This window comes from Alteribacter aurantiacus DSM 18675 (assembly GCF_000429705.1).
GTDB classification, from domain to species: domain Bacteria; phylum Bacillota; class Bacilli; order Bacillales; family Salisediminibacteriaceae; genus Alteribacter; species Alteribacter aurantiacus.
The window spans coordinates 2,010,452-2,024,785 of sequence record NZ_KE386941.1 but is presented as its reverse complement, the minus strand read 5'-3'; the positions used below and the strand labels follow the sequence as shown (position 1 = coordinate 2,024,785).

The following is a 14,334-nucleotide window of genomic DNA, read 5'->3' as shown; positions in this document are numbered from 1 at the left end:
GATTTTACGATGACGAAAAAAGTATTAGTAGTAGGAGAAATCCGTGACGGAGAATTTCGTAATGTATCTTTTGAGGCAGTAGCTGCGGCTAAGGAAATCTCAGGCGGTGGAGAAATCGTAGGTGTTCTTTTAGGGGAAAGTGTAAGCAGCTTAGGAAATGAATTGATCGCATATGGGGCGGACCGTGTCGTTGCCGTGGAAAGCGATAAGCTTGCGTCCTATACGCCTGATGGTTACAGTCAAGCACTTCAAGCGGTTGTTGAGCAAGAAAGCCCAGAAGGTATTGTCATTGGTCATACATCCATTGGTCGCGACATTGCGCCTAAATTGGCTGCTCGTATCAATTCCGGCTTAGTATCAGATGCGACGGCGGTAGAAACAGCAGGGGAAGAAGTTATTTTTACCCGTCCGATCTATTCAGGTAAAGCGTTTGAGAAGAAAGTAATCGCTGATGGAGTTGTTTTTGCTACGATTCGTCCAAACAACATTCCTGCTCTTGATAAAGATGAGTCTCGTTCAGGTGACGTAACAACCCTTGACGTAGACATTAAAGATTTGCGCACGATTATTAAAGATGTAGTGAAAAATACGGCTTCAGGAGTTGACCTTTCCGAGGCGAACGTCATTGTAGCCGGAGGACGAGGCATGAAAGGCTCTGAAAACTTTGCCATGTTAGATGAGCTTGCAGACGTACTTGGAGCTGCAGTTGGAGCTTCGCGTGGAGCCTGTGACGCAGAGTATTGTGACTATGCCCTACAAATTGGTCAGACGGGTAAAGTTGTAACTCCGGACCTTTACATTGCAGTTGGTATTTCTGGTGCGATTCAACACGTTGCCGGTATGTCCAACTCTAAGATCATTGTTGCTATCAACAAAGATCCTGAAGCAGAAATCTTCAACATTGCTGACTACGGCATTGTTGGTGACTTGTTCGACGTCATTCCTAAACTCACTGAAGAGTTTAAAGCCGTGATGGTAAAATCTTAATAGACCTTATTGAAGAACCTTGCCCGTTGTGGTGAGGTTCTTTTCATAAGGTGAAGAAAGGTAAACCTCCTCGTCCTTTGCACTGTAGGGTCTCTCCCGACGGCGTATACGGTAGTTTGTAAAATCCCATAGAATCTTAAAGTTGCTTATGAATTAGAAATGAAAAAAAGAGAACGAGGTATTAAAATGGACCGGTTCCCTTTCTTTATCTTTTTTATATCTTGTATCGCTTCTTTACTATGGAGGAATTCCGCTACAGGTGGACGCTTTCCGCGGGCATCGCCTTAGCCTCCACCGGAACTGTGCTTCTTCCTCTACTAGTATTGCTTTGTAGCGTCTGCGTCGAAGCAACTCGCAGCATACTCGTGTTGTAAACGCTCGTCCCTGCGGGGTCTTCGGCTGAAGAGCTTCCTGCTTCTTCCTCTACAAGCATATGCTCCGAAGCGCCTGTGTCGAAGCAACTCGAAGCATACTCGTGAAGTAAGCGCTCGTCGCTGGAGTCACCACCTTTCGCTCCATTCTTTGATATTCAAGAGCCATATTCTTCAAAAAAAAATCATTACCGAACAAAATTCCTTTGCTTGGTCTTGGTTTTTCTGAACGCAACTGTTCTTGAAAACAGGTTCTTATCCTTTGATACTGGGTCTTTCCTGACTCCTACGGTCGCTCATGTCTTCGAACTTTCCGGCTATCACACGTCATGTTTTTGTCGTTTGTGATAAAGAATAGCTTTCCAATCCCCCAAAAACTCTACCCCACCTTGCTCCTCCTCAACGAGTTTCCTTCAATTGATCTGATCGACTTTACATACATAATTCACCAACACATTTAGCAAACTATGGAAAAGTCATACTTTGAAGGAGATCCACATGGCACTTTCCAATCACCCGGGCATTAACTTTGAGAATGTATTCAACTATTCCATCATGCAACATGATATCGTCGCCCATGTTCTTACCTTAGGCTTTGTGGCTCATGCTGCCGGTTTGGTCTATTTTGCTTTCGCTCAAAAAGACATCCATCCTCGCTTGAGAACAGCCACGATTATGTCATGTTTCATTATGGCTGCAGCATCCCTAAATCTCTTTAGGCAATTTTCTTCTTGGAATGATGCCTTTACGTGGCAAGGGTCAGCTTATGTGATGGAGCAGACGTTTTCGAATGGATATCGATACTTTAACTGGTTTATTACATTGCCACTCCTTTTAACACAGCCCATGTTTGTATTTGGGATTAAAGGGAAAGTGTTTTTACGTAATACCTTAATCTTTGTCGTCGCTAGTGCCGTGATGGTACTTACAGGGTATATTGGTCAAATGTTTGAAGTAACCGATTCTGCTCTATATTGGCTATGGTTTATTGTTGGATCGATTGCATATGTACCGCTTTTAATCGTCTTATATCGTGTGTATTTTGTTGATCGGGAAAAAGTACCTGTCCACGTTGAAAAACTCGTTAAGGGACTCTTTTATTTTCAAGTGGTTGCTTGGACGATTTATTTGTTTGCATATTTAATGCCCGCCATATCGTTTACACCTACTGGCGTTGTTACGAGGCATATCCTATACACAGTTGCTGACATCTCGTCTAAGTTTATCTATGGTGTGTGGTTGTCCTACATTGCCTTAAAATTAAGTGCCGCAAAAGGATATCAACCAGCGTTGGATAAATTACAAACATTTAGTTGAGCAGAAGGAATAGGAAAAGTGTAGAACCGCTTTTTTTTAAGCCCATCAAGCAGAATCTTTGCGGGAAAAGTGGTCATTAGGTACAATATGGATTGTAGTGTTCATGAACTGTTGCGTTCATTCGCAACATTTAATGAAAAGATGATATACTAAACGAGTGAAAACTCAGTTCCGTCGAGGAGGAATTTTTAATGGCAATTAAAAATGTAACAGATAGCAACTTTGGTCAAGAAACAAGCCAAGGCTTAGTACTAGCAGACTTTTGGGCACCATGGTGTGGTCCTTGTAAGATGATTGCTCCAGTTCTTGAAGAGCTTGACGCTGAAATGGGCGACAAAGCACAAATCGTTAAACTTGACGTTGACGAAAACCAAGAAACGGCAAGCAAATTTGGCGTTATGAGCATTCCTACACTTCTAGTGTTTAAAGATGGAGAGGTAGTCGACCAAGTTGTAGGCTTCCAACCAAAAGAAGCTTTAGCAGAACTATTAAACAAACATGCGTAATAAAGAAAGCCGTCCTTAGGGGCGGTTTTTTTTGTTGATATAAAGGGATTTCGGTAATTATTTTTGGGGGACTTGTAATGCAATTTGTCTATTAAAATGCGGGGATAGATACAATAGCCAGTGTACCGCAGCAAAAGACACTACATTTTTACTTACAAATTGATATACAGAAAATATTGGTTAAGCACTGTTATAAGTGGATGATCATTTCACTGTGTTTCGAAAATAAAGGGAGGAATTCCGACTAAATTGAGAAATACCCATATTTCTTTAATAATAAGGGGAGTTTTTCCCCTTATATTATCCAAACCTTTAGGTTTTGTCTTATTTAGAGCAGTTAACGGGAATTTCTCCGCTTATCTCCGCTTTTTAACCTCCTTTACCTACATTAGGAGGAAATTCTCCGCCTATGAATTCTCATATCTAAGTAAAATGGACCTCTTTTTTTATGCCTAAACAAGAGAAGTGAGCGTTATAAAGCTTTCATGAGATCGTAATGTTACTCCCACAAATAATTGTCTGAAACCTACGTCCCACCTTTCTTTCTCCACCAACTTCCATGTGCTATAGTTAACGATACGAACATACATTTGAAGGGTGTGAAATTGGCCATGGAAACGTTGAAAGGAAAGCTATCCCTCCTTCCAGCCCAGCCCGGGTGCTATTTAATGAAAAACAAGCACGGTACCATCATTTATGTAGGGAAAGCCAAAGTTCTCAGAAACCGCGTCCGGTCCTATTTCACCGGATCCCATGACAAGAAAACACAGCGCCTAGTAAGTGAAATACGTGACTTTGAATATATTGTTACTTCCTCAAACATTGAAGCGCTCGTTCTAGAACAAAACTTGATTAAAAAATACGAACCGCGATATAACGTTCTGTTAAAAGATGACAAGCATTATCCTTATTTAAAAGTGACAAACGAAGAGCACCCCCGCCTTATTACTACAAGAAAGGTAAAAAAGGATGGCGGAAAGTACTTTGGACCCTATCCGAATGCCTTTGCTGCAAATGAGACGAAAAAACTCCTCGATCGCCTTTATCCGTTAAGGAAGTGCCGGACGATGCCGGATCGGGTGTGTTTGTACTATCATATCGGGCAATGCCTTGCACCTTGTGAATATGAGGTCACGCAAGAAACGAACAAAGAGCTTGTAGGGCAAATTACGCGCTTTTTAAACGGAGGGCATAAAGAAATAAAAGATGAGCTATTCAAAAAGATGCATGAAGCGTCGGAAGAGTTGAACTTCGAGCGTGCGAAAGAGCTCCGCGACCAAGTCCAGCACATCGAAGCGGTAATGGAAAAACAAAAGATGGCTCTCACTGATCTTGTTGATCGGGATGTATTTGGATTTGCTTACGATAAAGGATGGATGTGCATTCAAGTATTTTTTGTGAGACAAGGGAAGCTGATCGAACGGGATGTGTCGATGTTTCCCATGTATCAGGAAGCAGAAGATGACTTTTACACGTTTATCGGTCAATTTTATGACGATCAACAGCATAAGAAACCAAAAGAAATTTTCTTACCTGAAGAAGTGGATGAAGCGTTGGTGAGTGAGTTTTTAGATGTGAAAGCGTTGAAGCCGAAAAAAGGGCAAAAGAAGGAGCTTGTCAAGCTGGCAACGAAAAACGCTTCGATAGCTCTAAAAGAGAAATTCGATTTAATCGAAAGAGATGAACGAAAGACGATTGTTGCTGTGGATGAGCTGGGTAAAGCCCTTCATATCGATACGCCACATCGAATCGAAGCGTTTGATAACTCCAACATTCAAGGTGTGGATCCTGTATCTGCGATGGTGTCTTTTTTAGACGGAAAACCAGATAAAAAAAGCTACCGTAAATACAAAATCAAATCAGTGGAAGGTCCAGATGACTACGACTCCATGCGAGAGGTGGTTCGGCGAAGGTACTTCCGTTTATTAAAAGAAGAACAACCGCTCCCGGACCTGATTGTGATTGACGGGGGAAAAGGACAGATCTCTGCTGCTCAAAGTGTGCTTGAGGATGAACTCGGTTTATCCATCCCTGTGTGCGGTCTTGTTAAAGATGAAAAGCACCGAACTTCACAATTGATGATCGGAGATCCGCCCCGAGTGGTGCCGTTGAAAAAGACGAGTCAGGAATTTTATCTTCTACAACGCATTCAAGATGAAGTGCACCGTTTTGCTATTTCCTTCCATCGGAATGTAAGGAAGAAAACCATGTTCACGTCTATCCTGGACAATATAGATGGTATTGGGGAGAAGCGTAAAAAGGCATTGTTAAAGCACTTCGGATCAGTTAAACGTTTGAAAGAGGCTTCAATAGAAGAAATCAGACAAGCAGGGGTTCCAGCTGCTGTTGCGACTAAACTGAAACAACGATTGGATGAGGAAAAAGAAAAAAAGTAAAATACCGTTGTCAAATAGAAGAATCTTTGTTACACTCGTAAACATCAAAATACAAACAAAACAACAGAGTGATTGGTAGAGGAGCGAACGTGAAGAGTACAGTTGCTGAGGGGATTGAGCCCTGATGAAACAGCTGGAAAGGAACGGTCGCCGAAGTGAAAAAGCAGCTCAATGGCTTTTCACTGGACTTGTATTTAAAAAATGCAAGGCTGTCATACAACGTAAGGTTGTGTGGAGAACTATCTCACCGGACGACACGTTACTTATTTATTATTTTCGAGTCGATGCGGCAGTGGGATTGTGATCCTCCTGCTGCTTTTTTATACCTAGGTTAGTTTAGTTACTTAAAGGAATAAAGCGTTTTTGGGGGATTCAATTGTCTTATGGAGATAGAGTGGTTTCTCTAGACCTGATTGTATCGACTTTGCCATCGGCTGTTATATTTATTTGGAGGAGGCGTTTTGATTGGCCACATTGGTTCAGAAATTTGGAGGCACTTCAGTAGGGGATGCAGCTAAAATTAAGCGAGCTGCAGAAAGAGTCAAACGGGCGAAAGACGAAGGGCATGAAGTCGTTACGGTCGTCTCAGCAATGGGAAAATCAACTGACGCCTTGGTAGACTTAGCTTATCAATTAAGCGATGACCCGGACAAACGAGAAATGGATATGTTAATGAGCACCGGGGAGCAAGTCACCATTTCCTTAATGGTCATGGCCCTTAAAGAGATGGGAATTGATGCTGTTTCCCTAACAGGCTGGCAAGCGGGGATCCGCACAGAAGGGATCCATCAAAATGCCCGTATTACGAATATTGAAACGGAGAACTTAGAACGCCATTTAAGCGACGGAAAAGTGGTTATTGTGGCTGGCTTTCAGGGAATGACACCTGAAGGGGAGATTACCACTCTTGGTCGTGGCGGTTCAGATACAACGGCTGTAGCCCTTGCAGCGGCACTAAACGCTGAAAGCTGTACGATCTTTACTGACGTTACGGGAGTCTACACATCCGATCCTCGAGTTGTACCTAAAGCACGGCAACTAAAAAGCATCTCATATGATGAAATGCTTGAATTAGCAAACTTGGGCGCAGGCGTCCTACACCCTAGAGCAGTAGAATTCGCAAAGAACTACTCGATTCCTTTAATCGTGCGCTCGAGCATGGTCGATCAAGAAGGAACGGTAGTAGAGGAGGAAGCATCAATGGAACAGAATTTAGTCGTGCGCGGACTTGCATTTGAGAGTGCCGTCACGAAAGTTACTGTAGAAGGGATGACTAGCAAGGTAGATACCTTATCAACCCTGTTTACATCCTTGGCAGAGTCAGGCATTAATGTGGACATCATTATCCAACAAGTGACGGAAGACCAAAGAGTGAATGTATCGTTTTCTGTTCATACACAAGCGTTGAAGGATACATTGAAAGTATTGGAAGCAAACCGTGATGCCCTAAATTACACTAAAGTTCGTTACGTGGATCAACTTGCAAAAGTATCCATTGTAGGGTCAGGTATGATTTCAAATCCGGGAGTGGCAGCAGACATGTTTAAAGTCATCGCTGAACAACGCGTTCCTGTAGAAATGGTTTCCACGTCTGAGATTAAAGTATCGGCTGTAATCGAAGAGAAGAACATGGTGAAAGTGGTAGAAGCTCTTCATACGTTCTTCGAGCTTGATGAGCGAGTCGGAGTGAAAGCATAGAGAAACATAGAAGAAAGGTGTCCAACCTGGTTGGACACCTTTCTTTTCGACTTTTATTGCTCTTTGTCTTTGTGGTCCCAACGAACGACAATTTGAAAGAGAAGTGGCTTCTTTTTTTTCAATTCATAAGCAGCTTCTGATATAAATCCTGTTTGCTTTTGTATTTGTTCAGCAAGAAAGCCGCATTCTAAAGAAACAGGTGCGTGTTCAGCTGTTAGATTCGTTGAGGATAATTCAAACAACGTTTCGTGTTTCTTTTCTTTTACTTTCTTTAAAACGCCCCACTGAGCTTTGTAAAAGAAACGTTGCATCTCGTCAAAGTCAGTAAGGGGATATTTTCGAGCAAGAGATTTGCCTGCCCAATAGAGAATTGCTTCTTCGTCTTTTCCAAGTAGTTCCGGCAATAATGCATGACGTAAAAGGTCGTAGCTGAACCGAGGATCAGACGTTGGTGTTTCTTGTTCTACCTTCTCTTCTACTTGTTGAGTCTCTTCCTGTGTTTTGTTACCGGCCATAGTTGTAGACTTCCTCCATTGCCAATGTTCTACGATGTCATTGGCTTAGTGCTATCTTTTAATCTTATCATAGTCCTGCCAAAACAGGATAAGGATTTTGAACGGTTTTGGTTAAAAAGATCAAAAAATGTCATAGCGGGAACATCCATATAGTGGTATACTAAGTCCCGACTAAAATGGGAGGTTCAATGGGATGAAGCTTGGTTTATCGAAATTATTGACACCGTTTCGGATTATATTAACTTCATATGTAGTAGCCATGTTTGTGTTCAGCATCCTGTTGTTTTTGCCTATCTCCACGCAGCCAGGGGTGAATATTAGCTATTCAGAAGCTCTTTTTACATCCGTAAGTGCTGTGAGTGTAACAGGACTAACGGTAGTAAACGTATCGGAAACATACAGTGGCTGGGGAGTCTTCTTCCTCGCTTTGGCTATTCAGCTGGGCGGAATTGGCGTTATGACGATCGGAACATTCGTTTGGATGATATTCGGTCGTAAAATCCAACTTTCTCAGCGTATGCTCATCATGGTTGACCACAACCAGATTGCCTTTAGCGGTCTTGTGAAACTGATGAGAGGTATACTAGGAGTGGCCATAGCAATTGAATTAATCGGGGCTCTTATCTTAGGTACATACTATCTTAATTACTTTGACACAGCATTTGAAGCTTATTATCAAGGGGCGTTTGGAGCCTTATCAGCCTTTACAAATGCAGGGTTTGATGTGACGGGCCAATCGTTAATTCCATTTGTTGATGATTATTTTGTACAGCTCGTCAACATCCTTTTAATCATAGCAGGTGCGATCGGCTTCCCTGTTTTGATGGAAGTCAAAGAATATTTAACAACGAAGGATAATCAGTTCAGGTTTAGTTTATTTACCAAGATTTCCGTGTCCACTTACTTCATCGTTCTTGCTATCGGGTTTGTTGGTCTTTGGATCCTTGAGAGAAATGAGTTCTATGACGGAATGGCTTGGCACCAGCAGTTCTTTTTCTCACTGTTTAACTCAACTACAGCGAGGAGTGGGGGACTTGCTACAATGGACATTTCCGAGCTGGGATTAGCGAGTCTTTTGCTGTTGTCTGGTCTTATGATTATCGGAGCAAGTCCTTCCAGCGTAGGAGGAGGCATTCGGACAACCACACTTGCGGTCATGTTTTTAACGATTCGAAGTTTTGCGATGGGACGAAGTGACGTTAAGGCGTTTGGTCGAGAAATTCACCCGGAAGATCGTCAAAAAGCATTTATTGTCCTATCGGTATTCGTCGTTGGTCTGTTTTCTTCCATTGTTCTATTAGCGCATTTTGAAGACATGCAACAAGTGGAACTTATGGCCATCGTCTTTGAAGTGAGTTCTGCATTCGGAACGTGTGGATTGTCGATGGGAATTACCTCCGAGCTCACACAGGCGAGTCAAAACACGTTAATGATTTTGATGTTTATTGGTCGGGTTGGACTTGTGGCATTTTTATTCTCCATTCGTCGACAAGAACAGAAAACTCACTTTAAGTATCCGACCGAGCGAATTATCATTGGTTAACGAAAAAGGTATATTAGGAAAGTAGTATTGTCGAGCTACGAAAGAGTAATCAAGCATGTTCTTATTTTTAAGAATGTGCTTTTTTGCTATAGGAATCAAATGTTGTTCAGCTTTACACAAAATTTTATATCAGAAAATTAGTAAGATTGTGTTCCTATGAACGCTTTTCTGTTAAAATGAGGACTGTATCCGCTTTCTTGACGCTCGGTCAAAAAAGGGAGTACAATAACATTGTCACAAGATGTTCATATTTATGGCATTTTCATAGTTTACTAGCAGAAAATGTCGGAAGGATAGACGGAAGAAGGAGGCGTTAGTTAGTCAGTTTTTGGGGAAATCCTGTTCAGAACAATTAAACCTACAGGGGGAAAGAAACCGATGTCACAAAATCGAGAGTTTTTCTTGCGCAAATTGCATTCTTTATTAGGAGTTATTCCTGTTGGACTTTTTCTACTTGTCCACTTGGGTGTGAACTACTTTTCCGTAAGAGGAGAAGAAGAGTACAACCAAGCAGTAGCTTTTATGGAAGGGCTTCCATTCCGCTACGCAATGGAGATTTTCATTATCTTTATTCCTATTTTATTCCACGCAATCTATGGTCTATATATTGCATTTCAAGCCAGACATAACACAGGTACATACAGTTATTTCCGTAACTGGATGTTCCGTTTGCAACGTACGACAGGTGTCATTACATTAATCTTCGTAGCATGGCATGTATGGGATACCCGAATTGCCGCGGCCTTGGGTCAAGAAGTTAACTTTGACATGATGGCTGATATTGTTGCTAATCCAGTTGCCCTAGTTGCTTACATCATTGGTATTACAGCTACAACGTTCCACTTTGCTAACGGACTATGGTCGTTTGCCATTACGTGGGGAATTACAGTTTCACCACGCTCTCAGCAAATTTCCACGTACATTACTTTAGGTATATTCGTACTTCTTACATTCGTTGGTATTCGATCCATTTTAGCATTCGTTATGTAAATCCTTGTTCAATGCGATGAGAACAAGCAGGGGAGAAACCACTTTCTTGCTTTAAGAGAACTCTCTATTTGAACACGCACTATGAGAAGGAGTGTTTTGTATGAGCAAAGGTAAAATCATCGTTGTCGGCGGTGGCTTAGCAGGCCTTATGGCTACAATCAAAGCTGCAGAAGCCGGCATGAAAGTAGATTTGTTTTCAGTAGTACCCGTAAAGCGATCTCATTCCGTTTGTGCTCAAGGGGGCATTAACGGTGCATTAAATACAATGGGTGAAGGAGATTCCACTTGGGAGCACTTTGATGATTCCGTATACGGTGGGGACTTCTTAGCTAACCAACCCCCTGTAAAAGCCATGTGTGACGCAGCGCCAGGAATTATTCATTTGATGGACCGTATGGGTGTCATGTTCAACCGTACGCCAGAAGGACTTCTTGCCCTCCGTCGCTTTGGTGGAACACAGCATCACCGTACCGCTTTCGCAGGTGCGACAACAGGACAGCAACTTCTATACGCATTGGACGAGCAAGTTCGTCGTCATGAAGTAGGCGGACTTGTAACGAAGTATGAAGGTTGGGAATTTTTAAGCGCGATCGTGGATGAAAGCGACGGACGTTGTCGTGGAGTAACGGCTCAGAACCTTGCTACATCTGAAATGCAGTCATTCAAAGCAGACGCTGTCATTTTGGCAACTGGCGGACCGGGAATTATCTTCGGTAAATCAACGAACTCCATGATTAACACAGGGTATGCCGCAGCTGCTGTATACAAGCAAGGCGCTTATTACGCAAACGGAGAATTCATTCAAATCCACCCAACGGCTATTCCAGGAGATGATAAGCTACGTCTCATGAGTGAATCTGCTCGTGGAGAAGGTGGACGTGTTTGGACATATAAAGATGGTGAGCCGTGGTACTTCTTGGAAGAGAAATATCCAGCCTATGGTAACCTCGTACCTCGTGATATTGCTACCCGTGAGATCTTCTCTGTGTGTGTGGATCAAAAGCTCGGTGTCAATGGCGAGAACATGGTTTACCTTGACTTGTCCCATAAAGACCCTAAAGAGTTAGACGTTAAGCTTGGCGGAATCATGGAAATTTACGAGAAATTCATGGGTGATGACCCTCGTAAAGTTCCAATGAAGATCTTCCCGGCAGTTCATTATTCGATGGGTGGTCTTTGGATTGATTACGATCAAATGACAAATATTCCAGGTCTTTTTGCAGCCGGTGAGTGTGATTACTCCCAGCACGGTGCGAACCGTCTTGGAGCAAACTCTCTTCTTTCTGCTATTTACGGTGGTATGGTTGCTGGACCAAAAGCTGTTGACTATATCAGTGGCTTAGAGCAATCGGCTGAAGACTTGAGCAGTCAGGTATTTGATAACCAGCTTAAGAAAGACGAAGAGGAATTCAATACCATTTTGAGTATGAGCGGGAATGAAAATGCGTTTAAGCTTCACCAAGAGCTTGGTCAATATATGACCGATAACGTAACGGTTGTTCGTGAAAACAAGCGCCTACTCGAAACGGATGAGAAGATCCAAGAACTTATGGAACGTTACAAAAAAATCAACATCGACGATACGGCGAAGTGGAGCAACCAAAGTGCGGCGTTCATCCGTCAGCTTGATGGCATGTTAAACCTCTCTCGTGTGATTACACAAGGAGCTTACAACCGTAACGAAAGCCGTGGAGCTCACTATAAGCCGGAATTCCCGGATCGTAACGACGATGAGTGGTTGAAAACAACGAAAGCGAAATTTAACAAGGCGACAGGAGCCCCTGAGTTTGAATATGAAGAAGTAGACGTGTCCTTGATCAAGCCGCGTAAACGTGATTACACGTCTAAGAAGCAAGGGAGTGTGAAGTCATGAGTGAAAAAATGATCCATTTGATTATCACGCGACAAAAAGACGGTGAAGGTGGTTCTTATAAAGAAGAGTTCAAGCTTCCTTACCGTGAAAACATGAACGTGATTTCAGCGTTGATGGAAATCCGTCGTAACCCGGTTAATGCGAACGGTGAAGATACAACGGCTGTATCTTGGGAAGCAAGCTGCTTGGAAGAAGTATGTGGTGCTTGTTCCATGGTGATTAACGGGAAACCTCGTCAATCATGTACAGCACTTGTCGACCAACTTGAGCAGCCAATTCGCCTCGAGCCGATGAAAACATTCCCGGTGGTACGTGACCTTGTTGTCGATCGTAGCCGTATGTTTGATTCACTCAAGCGAGTTAAAGCATGGGTACCAATTGATGGAACGTACGATTTAGGTCCGGGACCACGTATGCCTGAAGCGAAGCGTCAATGGGCATATGAACTTTCTAAATGTATGACATGTGGTGTTTGTCTTGAAGCATGTCCGAACGTGAACGACAAATCCGAGTTCATCGGACCGGCAGCACTTTCTCAAGTGAGACTGTTTAATGCTCACCCGACTGGTGCAATGCACAAAGCTGAGCGTTTAAACACGTTGATGGATGGTGATGGGGGACTATCAAACTGTGGAAACTCCCAAAACTGTGTACAGGCATGTCCGAAAGGCATTCCACTTACAACGTCAATCGCAGCACTTAACCGCGATACAACACTACAATCATTTAAAAACTTTTTTGGAAGTGACAACAACTTCTAAAAACGAGCGAAAGGGCAGAATCGTTTCTGCCCTTTTGTATAGGAAGGTTTATGAATGAATACTCACTCATTGTGTTGGCGGGTGAGACTTGAGTGAGTGTGATAAAGGTGAGAAATCCAAGAATAGATAAGATGCGCTCTATCTTTCCGAGTAAAAGTACGATGGCTTGAATACTACGAAAATGAGGTGAAGGGAATGGCATTACCAAGCTATATTAACGATCTTCAAGAATGGTCCGAGAGTTTTCATTATAATTACCCGATTACCGTTCGTTTTTCAGAAACGGATGCTTTTGGTCATATGAACAACACCGTATCTTTTGTTTACTTCGAACAAGGTAGAATCAGCTTTTTTAAAGATATTGGACTTGGTGAAGAGTGGTTTTCAAATGGTGGAGAAGGTATTCCCGTAACGGCAGATCTTCATTGCGATTACATAAGACAAGTTTTCTTTGACGAAAACCTTCTCGTTAGTGTGAAAGTCGCGGAAATTGGGAATTCATCGGTTGATTTGCATTACAAGGTTACCAACGAAAAAGGTGACATTTGCATGACTGGGAGGGGACGGATGGTTCAAGTATCTCAGAAGACCGGAAAGTCCCTTCCTTGGAACGAACAGGCCAGATCTCTTTTAGAACATGCGTAAAGAGAATAAAGAAATAAATATAATAAAAACGCTATGCTTACGTGACGTAGGCATAGCGTTTTGCATACGATAAGGTACCTATTCTCAACTAACGTGGTGTGAAGCGATCTGACAATGGTAGCAGTTCTATGACCAGCCTACGAAACAGTTAGGTTTATATCCGAGAGATCCAAAGGCCTAACTTGTATTCATATAAACAGTGTTTTGCTGCATGATCATCCTATGAGGGTGCTATTGGGACCTTATGGGAGTAAATTGTGTATCATTCATGTTAATCCAAAGTCACAAGCACCCTTTAAGTGACATAAGATAACATGACTAAATACTATCCCACCAATCGACGATAAAGCAGCCCACGCAAGAAAGGGTGAAATGATTGAAAGAGCACGATTTCCGACCAAAACCACTATTAACCAAACGTGAGAGAGAAGTATTCGAGCTATTAGTCCAAGATAAGACAACTAAAGAAATCGCATCAGAATTGTTCATTAGTGAGAAGACTGTACGAAATCATATATCTAACACAATGCAGAAGCTTGGGGTAAAGGGGCGCTCGCAAGCAGTCATAGAATTGGTCCGTCTAGGAGAATTGAAAATATAATGTAAACCGGCTTCCTGTCAAAAGGAGCCGGTTTCGTTTTTTGACTCTATTCTTGAAGGTTTGCTTTATCTTTGAAAGCTTTTTCATTGACGTAAGGACCTGGTCCTATTATGATAAAAGTTAGTGCTGAA

12 protein-coding genes and 1 riboswitch are annotated in these 14,334 nt (G+C 42.5%); of the genes, 11 read left to right on the top strand and 1 reads right to left on the bottom strand.

Annotated features, from left to right (window positions below; translation table 11 throughout):
- The first annotated feature begins 9 nt into the window (after positions 1-9).
- The 5 genes from G476_RS0113620 (at position 10) to G476_RS0113595 (ending at position 7,275) form a co-directional block, all read left to right on the top strand.
- Positions 10-987, top strand: coding sequence for an electron transfer flavoprotein subunit alpha/FixB family protein (locus tag G476_RS0113620; RefSeq protein WP_026690590.1), 978 nt, complete (start codon positions 10-12; stop codon positions 985-987).
- A gap of 869 nt (positions 988-1,856) precedes the next feature.
- Complete coding sequence (locus G476_RS22030) at positions 1,857-2,675, top strand: bacteriorhodopsin (protein WP_051314804.1); 819 nt, start codon at positions 1,857-1,859, stop codon at positions 2,673-2,675.
- 191 nt (positions 2,676-2,866) lie between these two features.
- Positions 2,867-3,181, top strand: coding sequence for a thioredoxin (gene trxA / locus G476_RS0113610; protein WP_026690589.1), 315 nt, complete (start codon positions 2,867-2,869; stop codon positions 3,179-3,181).
- A gap of 611 nt (positions 3,182-3,792) precedes the next feature.
- Entirely contained in the window at positions 3,793-5,577 is a 1,785-nt protein-coding gene (gene uvrC / locus G476_RS0113605) for an excinuclease ABC subunit UvrC (protein ID WP_026690588.1), read from the top strand.
- Between the two features lie 68 nt (positions 5,578-5,645).
- Positions 5,646-5,827: riboswitch (Lysine riboswitch) on the top strand.
- Between the two features lie 215 nt (positions 5,828-6,042).
- Positions 6,043-7,275, top strand: coding sequence for an aspartate kinase (locus tag G476_RS0113595; RefSeq protein WP_026690586.1), 1,233 nt, complete (start codon positions 6,043-6,045; stop codon positions 7,273-7,275).
- Positions 7,276-7,328: 53 nt separating this feature from the next.
- On the opposite strand, the gene G476_RS0113590 is transcribed toward G476_RS0113595, so the two are convergent.
- The gene (locus tag G476_RS0113590) at positions 7,329-7,790 is read right to left on the bottom strand and encodes a YslB family protein (RefSeq protein ID WP_026690585.1); all 462 of its coding nucleotides are present in this window, start codon (positions 7,788-7,790) and stop codon (positions 7,329-7,331) included.
- 193 nt (positions 7,791-7,983) lie between these two features.
- Here G476_RS0113590 and G476_RS0113585 point away from each other — a divergent pair, with 193 nt between their 5' ends.
- The 6 genes from G476_RS0113585 to G476_RS0113560 all read left to right on the top strand — a co-directional run bounded on the left by G476_RS0113585 (position 7,984) and on the right by G476_RS0113560 (position 14,203).
- Positions 7,984-9,333 carry a TrkH family potassium uptake protein gene (locus tag G476_RS0113585; protein ID WP_026690584.1) on the top strand — a complete coding sequence of 450 codons (1,350 nt, stop codon included), beginning with the start codon at positions 7,984-7,986 and terminating at the stop codon, positions 9,331-9,333.
- Positions 9,334-9,711: 378 nt separating this feature from the next.
- On the top strand, positions 9,712-10,323 hold the full coding sequence (locus tag G476_RS0113580) for a succinate dehydrogenase cytochrome b558 subunit (protein ID WP_026690583.1): 612 nt from the start codon (positions 9,712-9,714) through the stop codon (positions 10,321-10,323).
- 100 nt (positions 10,324-10,423) lie between these two features.
- Positions 10,424-12,196 carry a succinate dehydrogenase flavoprotein subunit gene (gene sdhA, locus G476_RS0113575; protein ID WP_026690582.1) on the top strand — a complete coding sequence of 591 codons (1,773 nt, stop codon included), beginning with the start codon at positions 10,424-10,426 and terminating at the stop codon, positions 12,194-12,196.
- A complete protein-coding gene (gene sdhB / locus G476_RS0113570) occupies positions 12,193-12,957 on the top strand; it encodes a succinate dehydrogenase iron-sulfur subunit (RefSeq protein ID WP_026690581.1) in 765 nt (254 codons plus the stop codon). The genes sdhA and sdhB overlap by 4 nt, the downstream gene beginning before the upstream one ends.
- A 195-nt stretch (positions 12,958-13,152) precedes the next feature.
- Positions 13,153-13,602 carry an acyl-CoA thioesterase gene (locus G476_RS0113565; RefSeq protein ID WP_026690580.1) on the top strand — a complete coding sequence of 150 codons (450 nt, stop codon included), beginning with the start codon at positions 13,153-13,155 and terminating at the stop codon, positions 13,600-13,602.
- 376 nt (positions 13,603-13,978) lie between these two features.
- A complete protein-coding gene (locus tag G476_RS0113560) occupies positions 13,979-14,203 on the top strand; it encodes a helix-turn-helix domain-containing protein (RefSeq protein ID WP_026690579.1) in 225 nt (74 codons plus the stop codon).
- Positions 14,204-14,334 lie beyond the last annotated feature (131 nt).